Source organism: Candidatus Bathyarchaeota archaeon, assembly GCA_018396705.1.
Lineage (GTDB): Archaea > Thermoproteota > Bathyarchaeia > Bathyarchaeales > Bathycorpusculaceae > DRVP01.
The window spans coordinates 90,674-107,696 of sequence record JAGTQZ010000006.1 but is presented as its reverse complement, the minus strand read 5'-3'; the positions used below and the strand labels follow the sequence as shown (position 1 = coordinate 107,696).

The following is a 17,023-nucleotide window of genomic DNA, read 5'->3' as shown; positions in this document are numbered from 1 at the left end:
TCACCGATCTGAAATCTGGACAATAAGCGTTGCGCAACGATTATTAAAAGTTATGCTTTATGTTCTAAACAGCGGTTGAAAAATGCTGGAAGCGGCTAGAGTTGCGTAGCGGTTGGTGTATCTGGATTACCGGACTTCCGGGAAGCGGCAAATCAACAGTGGCGAACCTACTGGTCAAGTTCCTGCTTCAAAAAGGTATACGCGCGCAACTTCTATCTTCAGATGTCTTACGTAAATATTTAACACCTAAACCTACTTATTCATTGGAAGAGCGGGACATTGTTTATTCGACACTTGTTTATATTGCTTGGCTCCTAACTCAAAATGGCGTAAACGTAGTGATAGACGCTACTGGCAATTTACGGCGTTATAGGGATAATGCTAGAAAGCAAATCCGTAAATTTATGGAAGTTTACCTGGAATGTCCACTTGAAATTTGCATTGAACGTGAATCAAAAAGGGTTGAAACCCGTTACGCGCCGAGGCAAATTTATTTAAGGGCTCTGGAAGGTAAAGCGCCAACAGTCCCAGGTATAGGACAACCATACGAGCCACCCGTAAGCCCCGAAATAACAGTAAACACTGCTCAACACACGCCAGAACAAGCAGTGCAAAAAATCCTCCAAGTAGTACTGGATAGATGGTGCACAAAAATCTAGAGAGGGCTATCGCTTTTGTGGATGACTTCTCAGCGTAAATTTGACGTAGTGGATAACGGTAATGTTTATAACCTTAATGTTTATTCCTAGAAGACGCGAAGCTGAGAGCAATGGGCCATCGGAAGCATCATGCTCCAAAACATGGTTCACTTGCTTATTTGCCTAGGAAACGCGCTAAAAGTATATTGGCCAGAATACGATACTGGCCTGAAATACAGGCTGACACTCCTAAACTTTTAGGCTTTATCGGTTATAAGGCTGGTATGACCTACGCTGTTGTAGTGGAAGACCGAAAACGCTCCCCAAATTTTGGAAAGGAAGTTGTCCGCCCCGTTACGGTTGTTGAAACTCCCCCGCTTCTAATTTGCGGGGTGAGAGCCTACACCAAAACACCTTACGGACTGCGAACCTTCGCAGAAGCTTGGATGGAAGATCCACCAGACGATCTTGAGAGAGTTTTAACCATCCCTGAAAAATTCAACACCGCGGAGAACCTCAAAAAGATAGAAGAGAACCTCGACAAAATCTCAAAAATACGCGTCATAGCAATAACTCAGCCGAGACAGACTGGACTACCGAAGAAAAAGCCAGACATATCTGAAATAGAAATTGGCGGAGGTTCAATCCAGCAAAGATTTGAATATGCTAAAAGCATTCTGGGAAAAACTGTCAGCCCAGCCGAAGTGTTTCGTGAAGGGCAACACGTGGATGTCATAGCAGTAACAACAGGAAAAGGTTTTCAAGGGCCGGTAAAACGCTGGGGTGTAAAAATTCTTCAACACAAGGGCAGAAAAACAAAACGCGGAGTAGCCACCCTTGGACCATGGAATCCTCACCACGTGCTGTATACGGTTCCGCGTGCAGGGCAAATGGGCTTCCATCAAAGAACCGAATACAACAAGCGTATATTAAAGATAGGCAAAGACGGCAAAGAAATCACACCAAAAGGGGGTTTCATCAGATACGGAATAGTTCGCGGCCCATATATTCTCATAGAGGGAAGCATACCCGGACCTGAAAAACGTCCAATAAAACTGCGTTATCCAGCAAGACCGCCGAAAGAAATTCCTGAGGGACCACCGCAAATTATGTATATATCCCTTGAATCTCCACAAGGCAAATAGGGAGGAAACGGTGAAAATCCATGGCTAAAACAGTGAAAGTCTTTGACCTCGAAGGAAAACCCGTTGAAAAAATTAAACTTCCTCCAATTTTTGAAACACCCATAAGACCAGACGTGATTAAACGGGGCGTCTTAGCTATACAATCCACAATGTTCCAACCTCAAGGCAGAGATCCCATGGCCGGGAAACGAACAACAGCCGAATCAAGAGGAGTGGGCCTTGGTATAGCCAGAATTCCACGCATTAAGGGACCAACGGGAAGGGGAGCGTTCGCCCCTGGAACTGTTGGCGGTAGACTGGCGCATCCACCGACACCCGAAAAAAAGATTGTGAAGAAAATTCCAAAGAAAGAAAAGCGTTTAGCTCTTTTCTCAGCCATAGCTGCAACTGCTTCCAAAGAGATAATTGTTTCCCGTGGGCACGCTGTCGAAGGTGTCCCCCAAATACCATTAGTGGTTGTGGATGAACTTGAAAGTTTGAAAAAAACCAAAGATGTAGAAGAAACTCTTATAAAACTCGGCCTTTTAGCCGACCTTTATCGAGTTAAAGAAAGCACAAAAGTTAGAGCTGGAAAAGGAAAACTTCGCGGCAGAAGAATAAAACAGGCCGTTGGGCCATTGATTGTTGTATCTGAGGATAAAGGGATAGGTGAGGCTGCCAGAAACATACCGGGAGTAGAAGTGGTTCCCGTTAAAGAACTGAACGCTGAAATTCTGGCGCCTGGCACGCATCCGGGTAGACTTACCATATGGACGAAGGGCGCCATTGAAACTTTGGATAAAATTTACTGCAGGAGTGAAGTAGCCTAATGGATCCTTACGAGGTTATTTTGTATCCTTTAATGACGGAATCTGCAAGTCTTATGGTTGAGAAAGAAAACAAATTAGTTTTCATTGTAAACCTTAAAGCCACAAAAACCGATGTGAAAAAGGCTGTTGAAGAACTTTACGATGTTAAAGTTGAAAAAGTAAACATCGTAATAACCCCTGACGGTCGTAAGAAAGCCTTTGTAAGACTATATCCAGAATATAAGGCTTCGGACGTAGCTATCAAACTGGGCATACTATAACCATTGAATAATTGGTGATTGATATGGGAAAGAGGATACGTGTTCAAAGAAGAGGGCGTGGCGGCCCGACTTTCCGAGCCGCGACTCATAAACGGGTGGCTCCAGCATGTTATCCACCCCCTCTAAAGGACATGTACGGGAGTGTAATGAAAGGTATTGTAGAGGAAATTCTACACGATCCAGGTCGAGGCGCTCCGCTGGCTCTTATACGGTTTGAAAATGGGGAAGAATGTTACATTGTTGCGCCGGAAGGCATGTACGTTGGTCAACAGATGGAAATGGGTGGAGAAGCTCATATTGACATTGGAAATATTCTGCCGGTCGGCAAAATTCCAGAGGGCACTCTGGTATGCAACATAGAGCTTAAACCAGGAGATGGCGGTAAAATTGCGAAGTCTTCTGGTGCATATGCCACAGTTGTGGCGCACACCCCTCAAGGCACCATGATAAAGTTGCCCTCTGGAAAAACTAAATACATCAGTGACCATTGCCGCGCTACAATAGGTGTTGTTTCAGGAGGAGGTAGAACAGAAAAGCCTTTCCTAAAGGCCGGGGCGAAATTCCATTTAATGAGAGCTAGAGGTCGCAAATATCCGCGAACCAGGGGAAGGGCGATGGTTGCCGCGGTTCACCCCTATGGAAGCAGTAAAAGAAGCGCGAGGAAGGTTACAACAGTTTCAAGGAACGCTCCACCAGGACAAAAGGTCGGTCTAATTGCAGCTAGAGGCACTGGGCGACGGAAGAAACGCGTGAAGGAAGGCGAGTAATCTCCCGGAAAGTTTATAGGATCTCTATAGAATTTAACGATGGGATAAAACATGCCAAGGGAATTCACATACCGCGGTTTCACGCTTGAACAATTACAAGGCATGTCTATGGACGAATTCATATTGTTATTGCCTGCTAGGCAAAGGAGAAGCCTGCAAAGGGGACTATCCACAGAACAGAGAATTCTTCTTGAAAAAGTTAGAAAGGCTAGAGAAGCGATGTGCAAGGGGGGAAGCATAACAATAAAGACTCATGCCCGTGACATGGTGATACTGCCGGAGATGGTGGGTTTAACAATTCATGTCCATAACGGCAAAGAATTTGTTCCGGTGGAGATAAAACCAGACATGATTGGGCATTATCTAGGTGAGTTCGCCGTAACCAATAAACCCGTCAAACATGGGACACCTGGAATAGGCGCATCCCGCTCATCAATGTATGTTCCTCTAAAATAGGTTCCCTTTCGTCCTGTTCTAAAACCTAGACTAAATCAAACTTTTCGTAACACATTTTAGGGCTAATGGTGTATTGGTCACGACTTTCACTTTTATCTATTACGTTATCAGTTATTGTAGCTACGATGGTATTGCATTCATTTGGATTTACAAATATTGGAATACGTTTGGGGTTCCAAACTGTAGATCAAGGTGTATGGTCTAGACATGTAACTCATGCATACTATGTAATTCAAAATATTGTGGATTGGCCCTGCATTTGGAGAGAACATAAACAAATTTTTATTCCTCAGACAAAACAGTTATTGCAGTTTTCATGGGAGAGTGCCGCACAACAGGCTACAACATAAAATCGAAGAGATAATCGATACTGGGTTAACCGTAGTTGTTAAAGTGGGAAAGTATACACGGGCAAAAATTGCGTAGTCGGACAAGCTTTGATAAACCCTTACCTATTATTAAAACATGCAAAAAGCAAGCAAATTATCTTTCAAACCTCCGTAAAGACAGTGGATTGCGGCTAAATGTTTAGGCGGTGTAATCTGCCCCCGAAGGCTTCTTCTCCGGGGTCTCTTTGACTGGCGGAATCTGCGGTAATGGAATCGGAGGCGGAATATTCAAGGTCCTTGAAATTATAATGCTTTCCACAAAAACAACATTCGAAATAGACTGGATTAGCATGGGTGGTGGAGGCCTTTTATCCTTATAATCCTTGTAAATTTTCCCTATTTCATCTTTTGCGCCTGCTACGTATGCTCTTCCTTTCAAGCTTATTTGGGCCACTGAAGGATTATAATTAACGGTTAAGACGAAAGGCACTTCCAGCATTTCATCCGACTTTTTTTCAACATCTAAAAGGTTAAGGTTGGTGTTGATTTGAATCGGTGGAACAGGTTTATGAATGTCCCAGAAGCGTTCTCCAGAAACATGGGTTATTAAAACATTAACTCTGATCATTTACACCATCACAATCTAAGTGTAAGCTGCAATTTAAGCGTGTTTATATCGTGTAAACCCGCAGTGTCCGCATGTATATCTGTCTCCATGGTCCGCCATGAAGTATCCTGGACCGCAACGCTCGCATGTGGGACGCTGCCTAACAATCTTATCCTTTTCAACTTTGTAAAGTGTGTAAACCCCTTTCTCTTTCTTCTTTTTCTCGGTTTTCCCCTTTTTTTGTGCGGTCTCTACGTTTTCTGTCATGTTACCCTTTCCCTTCCTCCTTTGGTTTTTCCGGCGGGATATTCCTATTTATGATGTGTTCCGGTTCAACTAGTTTTGCTTGTTCAATGGAGTCATAAACGTTGGCCACACCGATGGCTGTGTGTGTTCCGGTTTTCGTTTCCAATTTTTGAATAAAGATTAGGTTGGCGTCTTTTTTAAGAATTCTAGCAAGCGCGTTTTTTACTTCGAGTCTAGACGGTGTGCTTCCGGTTTGGTTGTGTTCAACTCGGAAGACCACTTCCTTACGTTTTAGCAGAAGGTTATTGTTCTCTTTCAATATTTTGATTTCCATTTGGTTTTCCCTGTTGATGTCTGTTCTGATACAATTTTCCCTTTATTTAGTCTTTCGCAGCAAGTTGCATTGCTTTCAATATTTCGCTAACTTCAGCTTTTTTCTGCTGTGTAGCTTTAACGGCTACCAGGCCTTCATGTGGCTGTCCGTAAACAATTATGGAGTTTTCGGGCGCATACTGAATGGCTATCAAAGCCAAAAGATCCTCTTCCCCATCTACAACTATTTTCACAGTGTTGGTTGTTTTAAAAGCATCCCGTATAGCATTTATCGCCTCGGACGTTATGGTTCCAGGTGGGTTTTTGACATGTTTTTCCTCCTCTGCCTCAAGTTTAGCAGGTTCTATGGCAAACCGCATAACCTTGTTATCTATGACAAACAGTTTTGGTTGAATTTGCTTTTCTATAAGGTTTTTTGAAACTACATCGCCTACAGAAACCACGCAAGGTGGTTTTTCTTTTTCAATTAACTCCCTTAGCTCATTGATCGTTTCCTCATATGAGCCAGAGAACAATTCACCCAGCGGTTTTTTAAGTTTCCCCCGCAGTTCCATAGGTAAACGATATACTATACTCATTTACCTTACCTTTAACGCATAACGTCCTTTCTCTTTGATTTTCATCGCTTGCGCAATAGTTGACCCTTCTGGGTCAAATATTATCACGAGTCCGCTATAATCATCACTGAGGCTGGGGGACTTGCATTTTGGGCAGATGTTGCCACTCGTTATCAGGTGGCATGAAGTGCAAGCCTTTTCGCTCATTTATTATCCTCTTTTCCCCTTTCTTCTTTTTTCTCTTTTTTACCCGGCTGCTCCTTCAACTTCTTAACATCTTCTTCTATCCATTCAAGCTTGCCTAGGAATGGTTGTCTAGCTGTTACACCTATTTTCGCTGAACCACCAGTCCTCGCTAAAGAAACTGCAGTTACCCTAACACGGACTCTGTCACCAGTTGTAAGTTTCCTATTTGTTTCCTTACCTAAAAGAACACCTTGTTTCTCATCATAGGAAATGAAATCATCCATCAACTGTGAAACATGAAGCAAGGCGTCGACAGGGCCTATGCGCACGAAAGCGCCAAAATCGGCAATCTCGACAACTTCTCCTTCAATTACCTCTTGAAGAACTGGATAAAAAGTCAGAAGCGAAAAAGTCACCTTGTGATACGTAGCCCCGTCCCCAGGGATTATTTTCCCAATAGGGCTTACTTTTACATTTATTGCGGCTATAACATAGCCTAATGTTTCATCAACGATTCCCTCATATTTTGCTTTAACTTGTTGATGTCCCACGGTATCTAGCGGTTTTCCAAATGTTTCCGGGGGTATGCGAATTGTATCCTCCATATTTATTAGTTTAAACAAGTTTACACTCTCCCATCGATTTCAAGCCGCGATTTTTGTCTCACATAAATGACTGGCACATTTATATCTCTTAACCTTCTCCGGAGCCTCCTGTCGTTGGTGAACACTGGACATTTCCATTCACCAGCAACTTTTACGATTACATCGTCGGGAGAGCTTTTCAATTCGTCGCTAAACTTGACTAGTGTACATTTTTCAGCCAGTTTTAGGGCGTAAGCCGCCGCTTTTCGCATTTTAGGCGTTCCTTCAACGGCAATTTTCTCTATCTCTGCCTTAATAGGCTGCAGCAACACTGGTTCGAAACTGCGGTTTAATAAAGTTTTCAACTCTTCGAAGATGTCAATTTTAAACTGTAAAGGTACAAATAAAGCATTTGAATCAAGTATAATTTTCAACTTCTCCCTGCTGGAGTTTATTTTTGTAGGCATCTATTTTATCATTCCGTATCCTATTAATCTCCATCTTCCAGCAATTTTTCTGCTAATAGCGACCCTTGAACCAGTCAAAGCACAAACAGGTCTTGTAAGCTTAAGCGTGGTCACCTCGTTTTTTACTGAAATAACTTTGCCGACGGTTACCGCGGCACCCACATGAAGTAGCAACGTCTCATCTTTGCTTATATTTTCAACTTTTGTTAACTCTTTCGTTCCCACAACTCTTTCAAGAATATATGTTTCTAGGTTCAATTCCTCTAAAACAGGGGGTAATTGCCCAAGTTTTCCAACAATATTCCCAGTTAACCCGTCTGCCTTTGAAAGTGAAGGATCCAAAAGTGTACCCACTCCAACTAATCCGCCGCAACGGGCCTCTTTTACATCTTTTCCCCCTGCATGTAAACTAACAATCTGAGTGTTAAGCGGTTTATAGATGGTTTTTCCTCCTTCTTCGACGCTTATCCCCGGTCGCAACTCAATCTCGTCGCCAACTGAAAATTTTCCCTGTAATATGGTGCCGCCGAGAACACCGCCCTCCAGTTGTTCAATGGGAGTACCGGGTTTATTAACGTCAAAGGATCGGACAACGTACATTAGTGGCGGTTTTGTTTCATCTCGTTTCGGGGTTGGAATAAATTCTTCCATTGCCTGTATAAGGGCGTCAATGTTTACAGAGTGTTGTGCTGAGACTGGAATTATCGGCGCATTTTCGGCTACTGTGCCCTTAACAAAATTTTTAATTTCCTCATAACTTTTTCGCGCCCTTTCTTCGTCAACAATATCGATCTTGTTCTGGGCGATTATGATGTTTCTTATTCCAATTATTTCTGCTGCGGCGAGGTGTTCTCTTGTCTGCGGTTGAGGACATGGCTCGTCTGCGGCTATCACAAGTACTGCTCCGTCCATTATTGCGGCGCCGGATAGCATGGTTGCCATCAAGGCTTCATGTCCAGGTGCGTCTACAAAGCTTACAGCCCTAACGAAAGTTGTTTGCGTGCCACAATGAGGGCAAACTGGCTCTTTTGAATAATTTTTTGGCGGTTCACATTTTGGGCATTTGTAGACTGGCATATCAGCGTAGCCAAGCTTTATTGTTATGCCTCGCTTTAGTTCTTCGCTGTGTCTTGCCGCCCAAACTCCAGTAAGCGCTTGCACTAAAGTTGTCTTGCCGTGATCTACATGACCAATTGTTCCGATATTTATTTCCGGCTGCTTTGGCAGAGCTACCGTTTTCTCGCCATTCATCCTTCTGATTCCTCTATAAAGTTGTTATTGAAGGTTGTCTCTGAGCAAGTTAATAAACCTTGAGCGTACTTGTTCCAAAGTCTTAAATGGGCTTTCAGCAAAATCTTAAACGATGAATGTTAATGGGGTATATTTATCTCTACACTGGAACTGGTGGCGGAAAAACAACTAACGCCTTAGGTTTAGCCTTGCGCTCTGTGGGGCACAAACGCAGAGTTGTGATAATACAATTTCTGAAATGGTGGAAGAATACTGGCGAATACAAAATCCGCAAACTATTAGCACCCTATTATGAAATCTACCAGTTTGGCAGGAAAGGATGGCATGGCCTCAGCAATCTAAGCGAGGAAGACAAAAAATTGGCAAAAAAAGCCCTGAAATTCGCAGAAAAGATAGTTAAAGAGAAAAAGCCCCACTTACTGATACTAGACGAGATCAATCTGGCACTGCATTGCAAACTTTTAGATATACAGGAAGTCCTAGACTTTTTAGGCAAAGTCCCCGAAAAAACAGACGTGGTCTTAACTGGCAGATTTGCTCCAAAAGAACTGATTGACAGGGCAGATTTTGTAAATGAAATAGTTGATGTTAAACATCCGGAGAAAACTGTTACGACAAAAGGCATACAATATTAACTTTCAGAAACCTCAGTTTTTTTGGCTTTTGGTTTTTCAACAATTTTCATGTTAATTTGGGCGATTTCATCCGTTATTACATTTCCTCGGACCTTCTTGCGGCGTCGCTCCCCCTCTTTCTCTGGATTAAACCCTACGCCACCACTTAAAACAACGTTTCTTCGAACTCCGCCATGAACATTGGGTCTCATTGGAAAACCATCTTTATCAGAACCACCGGTTATCTGCACCTTATAACCTGCTAAACCTAAAATGGCTCCATCAACTATGTCGCCTATCTTTTTTCCGATGAGCGGTGCTGCACGGGCATCCTCCAACTCTACAGTCTTTGAAGTTCCATCTTCGGGGTCTGAAACTATCACTTTGAATTTTGCCATGTACTGGTACTCTCCTAGGGTGAATATGAAAGTTTAATAACTAACTATTAAGGGTTATGAGGCCCTTTCTATAGATAGTGAAAAGAGAAGAAAGAGTTTATTCTACATGTACCCTGTAAACGTCTATGTCCTCCCGCATCTCCGGTGTTAATTCTAGGAATTCTCTCACGGATCTCTCAATATCCTTGGACTGTGTAACGTAGCGTCCTACCACTATTATATCTGCGCCTTTTTCCAGCGCCTCTTTTGCCGTTTCCGGAATTATGCCTCCTGCTACAGCCACTAGAAACTTTTTGTCCTTAAAGGCTTCCTTCAGCTCTTGGATTAGCTCTAGACCTATAGTTCTTCCAGTTTCCTGATCTATTCCGCGGTGGATTATAACAATGTCTGGGAAATCTTTAAGCGCTTTAAGCTTTTTTACGGGATCCTCCACATTTAGCATGTCTATGGCAGCGTAAATTCCAAGTCTTTTAGCCTCGTATATAAAAGCGTCGAGGGTTTCTATTGGAGCTAAGCCAGCTGCTATTACCCCGTCAGCTGTTTCCTCATAGGCGATGTCTACCTCGACTTTTCCAACGTCGAGAGTTTTAAGGTCTGCGATAATGAATATGTCCTTGGCTACTTCACGTAGATCGCTTATAACTTTTGCCCCATAACGCTTTATAAGCGGTGTGCCTGCTTCCAATATTATTCTGTCGCTTCTTGGGATCTGCGATATAATCTTCTTTGTCCTTTCTAAGTCAGGTATGTCAAGGGAAATCTGCAAGTATGGTGGTCTCCAAAGACGTGGCACTCTGTAACCTAACATTGGATGTTTAGCTCGATCCTTATCGTAAAATAATTTTTCAAGCGAAGGATACTTTGCAATGGCTCTTTTCAAGGCCAATTTTGTCGCGCTGTAATTGTAGTGATATATTTTCCTATAGTCGCTTGCTTTAGGGTGGACAAAAACGCTGCAAACCACAACCCAGTCATCTACCTTGTCTTTTGGAATTATCCCCTCCTCTACCGCATCTGCGATGGCCTTAGCCACAGCAGCTTGCGCTGGACCAAAGATTTTATTTGCGTCCTCTAAATTGCTCACAGTAACCTTTGGCACTAGCAAAGTGTGAGGTTTAGGCGGAAGGTTTGGCCTAATGACCGCCAAAAGAGGCGTGTGCCCCATGGAAAGGTGGGCTAAACCATTCGCAAAGGCCTCTCCCACAGGCCCATCTTTATCGCCTATTAGCAAGTCTATGTGTGCCACCTCATTGCCCTCTCCGACAAAAGCCTCGCCGATGAGATATGTATATCCCTTAGAGGGTTGTCGGGTTTCCGGTGCGATAATCACGGAAATGTTCTCCGTTACCTTCTCGAAATCGACATTAAACTCTTTGAGCCAAGAATAAAGGGTATCTCTGTGAATTCCAAGCATTTTGGCTGTGCCTGAAATGGTTGGCTTAGCAGGTTTTCCCGACAAAAAACTGCGGGTTTCTACTTCTTTTTTTGCGGCCTCCGTCAATATTTTGAGGAATTCTTCTTTAGACTCGGGTTTTTTAATATCTTTATCCGACATTTCAATCGCACGCAGAAGTATCCTCTATCCGAGGAATTATTTAAATTTGTCGGATGATCTTTTGGTGAAAATGATGGCGCCGATTTGAATTTATGAAGTTTATCGTTGACGTCGAGAAATCATTCCTTAAAGCGCGTTTAATATTCTCCTTCAGCGATTCTTGGATGCACTAGTTGTCGACAGTGTGGACAGTGTATCAGCGCCTTGTCTCCGACAGCTTTCCACCTCTTTTTGCAGAATGGGCACTGATACCACACAGTTTTTCCAGGCACAATTAGCCATTGGCGACTTAGCAACCATAGAATAAAACCAAAAACAAGTGCGATATCTCCGAAAATGACGAGGTATACAAGTTTTAACTCAATTAAGTTGCCAACGTTTATGTTTTCTGTCCAGAGAAGCGATAAAAATGTTGATAGGAGATTTTGGCTTGTAGAGAATTTGGGGCATATTTTCCACAACGCTACTATGAGTGCAGTTATACCGAGCAGGCAGAGAAATATGCCGACAATATATGTCGACTTCTGCTTTCGAAGAATTCTCTTCATTTCATAGCCGAGCCTTTATTAAGGCGTTATGATAGCTTCTAATTCGGAATATCGCCTTCGCGCCTCGTTCTTAACCGCGTCAATTTCTATGCGGAGCCTACTCTTAGATTCTGGAGCCAAATCCTTTGACTTTGATATTTCCTCCTCTATTTTCGATATTTCACGCTCTGCGTCATGCTTCATTTCCTTGACCTTTTTTAGCAGGTCAACCTTCGCCTTTTCTATTTTCTCAACTTGACTCTTTACATCCTTTACTTTTTTTTCTAGTTTCTGTTTTATCCTATCCAATTTTTCTCGATATTCTCGTTCTGAGGGTCCCCCCATTTTTGTCACCTTAGGTGTCTTTAATCGTGACACTTAATAAATTTTGTTTACTCAAAATAATTAACAACCAGAAACTCTTTTTAGTATGATGGAGTTAGAGGCCTACGCTGCCCAAAATGGTGTTCTCCTTCGCATAATGTTGACATACTCGTTTAATGCTTCCTGTTCATCTGGTGTTAATCTTTCCATGAACTCTTTTAACAGAACTTTGGCGTGAGATTCCGGTATTTTAACATACAGTAGGTCTTTTTCGAAGATGTGTCTTCCAACTATCGGTTTGTCTAGGCTTATTGCTACTTGCATACCTTGTTTGGCTTCTGATAGCGCTTTGCCTTTTTCTTGAATTTGTTGTATTTCACCCACGTCCTCTCCGTTTTCAGCCCTTATTAGGCTGTATTTGGGCCTAATTCTCCCAGCCAAAATCTCAACACCTACAATAGCTGGTTTTGCTTTTCTGAAAACATACCCTTCCAAAATACGGATTTTCCCAGGTTTAACTAGTTTTTCAAATTCAGCAGTAAGTTTGGCTTCTTGTTGGGCTTTAAGCCAAGAAATATAATTATCTATCAAGTGATAAATTATTTTCTCCTTAAAAATTTGTACACCAGTATTTCTTGCTTCTTCTTCAGCATCCGGCAAAATTTTAACGTTAAAAGCTAAAATTGCACCGTATAATGGCTCTTGCTCTTTTACAATGGCGGCTTCTGTGACATCCCTCTTAGAGACGTCGCCAATGTCTGCCAAGCGAATCGGCACGCCGTTGCGTCTCAAGTTTTCGGCTATGGCCTCCAAAGAGCCCAGTGTGTCAGCTTTAAGAATAATGCCGTTTACGTCGGTTGTAATCCTAATTTTTTCGATTTCTTCGAAAATTAGCTTCACGTATTTCTCGGGTTTTTCTCCCTCAGGAACGGCGTATAATGGTGCACCAGCCACAGCGCCTTCCAAGTCCGATGCGACGATTTTAACTCCAGCTGCTGCTGAAACAGACTCAACTGATGAAAACTTGTCTCTGGGGTCTCTAATCTCATCAAGCGGTTTAGGAACCAAAATGGCTCTAACCCGTGTTGTTATAGGTTTTTCCTTTCCACCCACAACAATTAGATCGTCTTTTTTTAATGTTCCATCATAAATGATTGTGTTAAGGGTTAATCCAAGTCCAGGTTCTTCTTTAACCTCTAAAACGGTGCCTTTAGCTGGACCTGCTGTGGTCTGTAAACGTTTCTTAAGATATTGTTGTGTTAAACCCACCAGAACTGCCAGAAGCTCAACGATTCCCTCACCTGTTTTGGCGCTTGTCGGCACAATTGCCACGGTTCTTGTAAAGTCTTTTATGCGGTCGAAACGGTCAGCCCTAAAACCTAAACGTGAGAATGTTCCAATTATTTCGTATAGGCGGTTGTCCAAATCCTCTTGTACGTACTTGTCTTGCAGCTGATAACTTTTAAGGAACGGTGTGTCCGGATAAGAATTCCAGCCGGGTATTCGGTCGATCTTATTGGCTGCTACAAGAAAAGGCGTTTTACGCGCCTTTAAAATTTCGATGCACTCGTAGGTTTGCGCTTCAAAGCCGCGGAGCACGTCGATTACGAGGATGGCAATATCTGCTACGCTGCCGCCTCGTTTCCGCAGGTTAGTGAAAGCTTCATGTCCCGGTGTGTCAATCACAAGCAAACCTGGAATTTCAATTTCACCCTTAATTGTCGATAAAAGCGGGCCAATCATCTGCTTTAAAGTCTCAACAGGAAAAAAGCTGGCACCGATGTGCTGCGTCATGCCGCCAGCCTCACGGGCTTGAACGCTTGTTTTGCGAATCTTATCCAAAAGTAAAGTCTTACCAGTATCCACATGCCCAAGGACGCACACAATCGGCTGCCTAATGGACATGGTTGCCTCCTCTAAACAAACAGCAACAAGCCATCTTTCAAATTAATAAACCTACTCTTAAAAATACTGTTTTGTGGAAGAATAGAAGGTGCTAATCAGCCTTTGTGATTAGAAGGAAGAACCCTACTGCAAGTATTATGAAGCTTAGGAAGCCAAATAATCCAGCGTAAATGCTCAGAGCTTGGGCACTTGTCAGTGTGAAGTAAAGGGTCAATGCACCTACTATTATAAGGATTAGTCCAAAGAATTTTTCAGCCGCTGTTATTCCAAATACGCCCTCTTCGCTCATGCGTTTTCCGCCTTAACACGCTGGCGTTGCTATAATAACATGAAAATGGAATTATTTTAAATTTCCCTATCTATTTTGTTTCTTCAAGTTTTGCTGGCAGATACTCGTCTACAATGTAGGTTAGTCCATAGCGGCTAAAAGCTTCCTGTTCGGCTTTACGCTTAATCTTCATGAAGGTTTTTATTTCCCTTTGCCATAGGGGGTCCTCCTTGTAGCGGGGATCTTTTTGCAGTTCATAAAGCCTCTTCATGTCAATCTCGTCCAGCGGGTCTGTGGGCAGCTTGTATTTGACAATGTCCGTTGCCCACACACCGCTCCATTTGGCATCAGGCGTTGTTAAGTCCCTTAGGTGGGCAGCGTTGGCCGAACCGGAGATTATCACCATAGCTATGTGCATTCCCCAAGGATCACCGTCAGTGAAAATGTAGACTGGCAAACCAAGTTCACGGTTCAGCCTCCTGATAAAGTGGCGTGTTGCCCTAGGCGCTTGCCCCGCCGTAAGCACAAGAATAGCATTGAACTTTTTATGCACGTTCTCCTCTATAAACCGCGTGAACAAGCCGCCTTTCTCGATGGCTATAACCTTATCAGCTGACGTTTCCACAAACTCTGCTGAAGTTAACGCTGGTCCAATCATGACACCGTCTGGGTGCGACGTTAGGTTCAACGTCTTACCTTCGTAACCCGGCACTGTATAGCGTATTGTTAGATCGCCGAAAACTGCTGAGCGTTCCTCCGGAAAAATGTTGAAGTCTTCCCGTGAAAAGCCGAGGACTGTTTCTAGATCAGTTATAATGTTGTTTGATTCCTGCTGGTCTTTGAATGTCATTTCGTAGGCTTGCGCCGAATAGTAAACATCTCTAAGTGTGGAAGTTTTCCGTTGTGACGTGAGCTCATAAGAGAAAAGGGCTGTCCAAACAAGCTGGGCAAAAGGCTTCAAATGGCGGATATTGCGTGTGCTTCGCCTAACCTTCTTGTCACCTAAAATGAACTGTCGGAACTTTGGATCGTAGTAAATGTTTTCAGTTGAGCGGCTTGGCATTTCTATGGATGGGAAAAATCCACTTTCCATTTGATTGTATATTCGGAGTCCAAGGTTTTCAAGACTGGCTAAAACCTCTTTCCGCCTCTCGGTTATACTTTTAAACTCCTTCGGCTCCAAATCTTCTCACACTCCTTAAAAGCCTCTCAATATCTGGAGGTTTCTCCTTTCCAGCTAGTCGCGTTGAAAACTCGGCGATTCTGGGCAAGTATTTACTGAAGATCCCGAGACGTTTGCGTTCTCTGTCAACATGTTCCCTCCGTGTTAAAAAGCGTTGAAGTTGCCGCGCAACTTCTCGCAATCCATTAGCTATTTCCCGTCTGACTTCCGGTCTGTCGGCAATGAACTCTTTTCCAACGGTTTTGTAAGGCACTTTTGTGCTGCAAATGTGCACTACTATGGCTATTGGCATGTCTGGCGAAACCTTATAGCGACGCCAGTTCATGGCGTTTATAACTTTCACAGATACGTCGCTTGCCTCATCATAAAGCAGTGGTATCCGGTTGGCAAAACGGTATATCACGAACCCGTTCCGTTGAGGAATTTCTCCACCATAGGCTATTGCCACTTCGACGATAAATGGATGTCCAGCATAGGTGGCTGGTTTCCTTTGGTGAACCGCCACAAACTCTGGCTTCAACTCTTTAAGAACACCAGTTTTAAGTAGTTCCTCTCCAAGTGGTGAAAGACAACTTGCATCTGGTGGCAGAAACTCCTTAAACTTTTTTAACATTTGCATTAATCTGACAACTTCTTCATGGGAAAGCTTCTTCGGGTTTTTGGTTGGGCTTATTCCACTGAATTCAAGAAACTTTTTAGCTGTCACTTCGCCAACACGGTGGAAATGGTTCTTCAAAAACTCCAGCATGTTGTTGTATGGCGTAACCTGTATAAGACGCTGAAGAAGCTCCACATCAACACCGTAGGGGTGAGGTAGCGTCTCTTTAGGCGGATCTGGCATAAGAGTGGTTGCCCTTATAAACTTGTATAATCTACCTTTAGGATCCACAAAGGTTATGTTAGCATAGGGGTTCACCATGGCTGTTTGCTTGAAATACTCCAAAATTTTCGGCATGGCCCTTAAGTAGTCGCCTTCGAGGCTGAATTCGACGACGGTTCCTCGCCACCCTTCCTTGTTCAAGAAAACCTTGCGGTCAAGAATTATCGGACGGTTCCGCTGAATATCAATCATGAGTTTATACATGTAAATTTTGGAAGACGGGCTAGTGCTTGAAATTATGGTGGCAGGTTGGTGGGTTGTTATCTGCCCGTATAAGATGGCCATTTTGCCACCTAGGCCGAAGGTGCCTCTCTGCTGTTTTAACTTATATTTTGAACCGTAAAGCACTTGTCCAAAAGCTGAGGGAATATGTCGCGGTGGGATGCCGCAACCGTTGTCTTCAACCCTCAACTTGTAGATCTGGGTTTCTTGGCTGGCTTCCCCTTCAAAAGAGAGCCTTACATATATGTCTGGCGGTATCTTGAGACTTTCAGCAGCATCCAAAGAGTTTTCAACAAGCTCCCTTATGGCGGCGAAAATCGCTCTTGTTGGGTTTGTGAACCCGGCTATGTCTCGGTTCCGGTAGAAAAAATCTGAAGCGCTTATCTCTTCAAACGTTACTTGTGCCACCTAAGCCTCCACCAGCACCTCTCGTGAGTTTCACCTTTACGTATACACGGCACACACATTAATTTAACTATACAGTTCCGGTTGGAATTCTTCATTTCTTAAAA

23 protein-coding genes are annotated in these 17,023 nt (G+C 43.3%); 7 read left to right on the top strand and 16 right to left on the bottom strand.

What is annotated here, in order from left to right; genetic code table 11:
- The first annotated feature begins 101 nt into the window (after positions 1-101).
- The 6 genes from KEJ24_07030 (at position 102) to KEJ24_07005 (ending at position 4,075) form a co-directional block, all read left to right on the top strand.
- Positions 102-659 carry an adenylyl-sulfate kinase gene (locus KEJ24_07030; protein MBS7647573.1) on the top strand — a complete coding sequence of 186 codons (558 nt, stop codon included), beginning with the start codon at positions 102-104 and terminating at the stop codon, positions 657-659.
- A 110-nt stretch (positions 660-769) separates the two neighbouring features.
- Positions 770-1,783, top strand: coding sequence for a 50S ribosomal protein L3 (locus KEJ24_07025; GenBank protein ID MBS7647572.1), 1,014 nt, complete (start codon positions 770-772; stop codon positions 1,781-1,783).
- 20 nt (positions 1,784-1,803) lie between these two features.
- A complete protein-coding gene (gene rpl4p, locus KEJ24_07020) occupies positions 1,804-2,592 on the top strand; it encodes a 50S ribosomal protein L4 (protein MBS7647571.1) in 789 nt (262 codons plus the stop codon).
- Complete coding sequence (locus KEJ24_07015; protein MBS7647570.1) at positions 2,592-2,852, top strand: 50S ribosomal protein L23; 261 nt, start codon at positions 2,592-2,594, stop codon at positions 2,850-2,852. The genes rpl4p and KEJ24_07015 overlap by 1 nt, the downstream gene beginning before the upstream one ends.
- Before the next feature lie 23 nt (positions 2,853-2,875).
- The gene (locus KEJ24_07010) at positions 2,876-3,619 is read left to right on the top strand and encodes a 50S ribosomal protein L2 (protein MBS7647569.1); all 744 of its coding nucleotides are present in this window, start codon (positions 2,876-2,878) and stop codon (positions 3,617-3,619) included.
- 51 nt (positions 3,620-3,670) lie between these two features.
- Positions 3,671-4,075 (top strand): 30S ribosomal protein S19, encoded by a 405-nt coding sequence (locus KEJ24_07005; GenBank protein MBS7647568.1) that lies wholly within the window; start codon positions 3,671-3,673, stop codon positions 4,073-4,075.
- Between the two features lie 528 nt (positions 4,076-4,603).
- Here the strand turns inward: KEJ24_07005 and KEJ24_07000 are convergent.
- From KEJ24_07000 to KEJ24_06965, 8 genes are read right to left on the bottom strand one after another with little or no spacing between them, the layout of a single operon-like run.
- Complete coding sequence (locus KEJ24_07000; protein MBS7647567.1) at positions 4,604-5,032, bottom strand: hypothetical protein; 429 nt, start codon at positions 5,030-5,032, stop codon at positions 4,604-4,606.
- Positions 5,033-5,065: 33 nt separating this feature from the next.
- Positions 5,066-5,278, bottom strand: coding sequence for a 30S ribosomal protein S27ae (locus tag KEJ24_06995; GenBank protein ID MBS7647566.1), 213 nt, complete (start codon positions 5,276-5,278; stop codon positions 5,066-5,068).
- Between the two features lies 1 nt (position 5,279).
- Positions 5,280-5,591 (bottom strand): 30S ribosomal protein S24e, encoded by a 312-nt coding sequence (rps24e, locus tag KEJ24_06990; protein ID MBS7647565.1) that lies wholly within the window; start codon positions 5,589-5,591, stop codon positions 5,280-5,282.
- A 46-nt stretch (positions 5,592-5,637) separates the two neighbouring features.
- Positions 5,638-6,168, bottom strand: coding sequence for a DUF359 domain-containing protein (locus KEJ24_06985; protein MBS7647564.1), 531 nt, complete (start codon positions 6,166-6,168; stop codon positions 5,638-5,640).
- Positions 6,169-6,354, bottom strand: a complete 186-nt coding sequence (locus KEJ24_06980) for a DNA-directed RNA polymerase, subunit E'' (protein ID MBS7647563.1) — start codon at positions 6,352-6,354, stop codon at positions 6,169-6,171.
- Positions 6,351-6,956: a DNA-directed RNA polymerase gene (locus KEJ24_06975; GenBank protein MBS7647562.1), complete on the bottom strand. Its 606-nt coding sequence runs from the start codon at positions 6,954-6,956 to the stop codon at positions 6,351-6,353. Before KEJ24_06975 ends, KEJ24_06980 begins: the two co-directional genes overlap by 4 nt.
- Before the next feature lie 2 nt (positions 6,957-6,958).
- Positions 6,959-7,384 carry a hypothetical protein gene (locus KEJ24_06970; protein ID MBS7647561.1) on the bottom strand — a complete coding sequence of 142 codons (426 nt, stop codon included), beginning with the start codon at positions 7,382-7,384 and terminating at the stop codon, positions 6,959-6,961.
- Complete coding sequence (locus KEJ24_06965; GenBank protein ID MBS7647560.1) at positions 7,385-8,635, bottom strand: translation initiation factor IF-2 subunit gamma; 1,251 nt, start codon at positions 8,633-8,635, stop codon at positions 7,385-7,387.
- A gap of 116 nt (positions 8,636-8,751) precedes the next feature.
- Between KEJ24_06965 and KEJ24_06960 the strand changes: the two genes are divergently transcribed.
- On the top strand, positions 8,752-9,270 hold the full coding sequence (locus KEJ24_06960; GenBank protein ID MBS7647559.1) for a cob(I)yrinic acid a,c-diamide adenosyltransferase: 519 nt from the start codon (positions 8,752-8,754) through the stop codon (positions 9,268-9,270).
- Here KEJ24_06960 and KEJ24_06955 read toward each other — a convergent pair.
- The 8 genes from KEJ24_06955 to KEJ24_06920 all read right to left on the bottom strand — a co-directional run bounded on the left by KEJ24_06955 (position 9,267) and on the right by KEJ24_06920 (position 16,919).
- Positions 9,267-9,647, bottom strand: coding sequence for a 30S ribosomal protein S6e (locus KEJ24_06955; protein MBS7647558.1), 381 nt, complete (start codon positions 9,645-9,647; stop codon positions 9,267-9,269). The two genes, KEJ24_06960 and KEJ24_06955, sit on opposite strands and share 4 nt — an antisense overlap.
- 97 nt (positions 9,648-9,744) lie before the next feature.
- Positions 9,745-11,061: a bifunctional 5,6,7,8-tetrahydromethanopterin hydro-lyase/3-hexulose-6-phosphate synthase gene (locus KEJ24_06950; GenBank protein ID MBS7647557.1), complete on the bottom strand. Its 1,317-nt coding sequence runs from the start codon at positions 11,059-11,061 to the stop codon at positions 9,745-9,747.
- 278 nt (positions 11,062-11,339) lie between these two features.
- Positions 11,340-11,750, bottom strand: a complete 411-nt coding sequence (locus KEJ24_06945; protein ID MBS7647556.1) for a hypothetical protein — start codon at positions 11,748-11,750, stop codon at positions 11,340-11,342.
- A gap of 18 nt (positions 11,751-11,768) precedes the next feature.
- Positions 11,769-12,074: a hypothetical protein gene (locus KEJ24_06940; protein MBS7647555.1), complete on the bottom strand. Its 306-nt coding sequence runs from the start codon at positions 12,072-12,074 to the stop codon at positions 11,769-11,771.
- Between the two features lie 102 nt (positions 12,075-12,176).
- A complete protein-coding gene (gene infB, locus KEJ24_06935; protein ID MBS7647554.1) occupies positions 12,177-13,958 on the bottom strand; it encodes a translation initiation factor IF-2 in 1,782 nt (593 codons plus the stop codon).
- Between the two features lie 91 nt (positions 13,959-14,049).
- Positions 14,050-14,247 (bottom strand): hypothetical protein, encoded by a 198-nt coding sequence (locus KEJ24_06930; protein ID MBS7647553.1) that lies wholly within the window; start codon positions 14,245-14,247, stop codon positions 14,050-14,052.
- A gap of 70 nt (positions 14,248-14,317) precedes the next feature.
- Positions 14,318-15,319 carry a DNA topoisomerase IV subunit A gene (locus KEJ24_06925; GenBank protein MBS7647552.1) on the bottom strand — a complete coding sequence of 334 codons (1,002 nt, stop codon included), beginning with the start codon at positions 15,317-15,319 and terminating at the stop codon, positions 14,318-14,320.
- Positions 15,320-15,389: 70 nt separating this feature from the next.
- The gene (locus tag KEJ24_06920; protein ID MBS7647551.1) at positions 15,390-16,919 is read right to left on the bottom strand and encodes a DNA topoisomerase VI subunit B; all 1,530 of its coding nucleotides are present in this window, start codon (positions 16,917-16,919) and stop codon (positions 15,390-15,392) included.
- Positions 16,920-17,023: the final 104 nt, after the last annotated feature.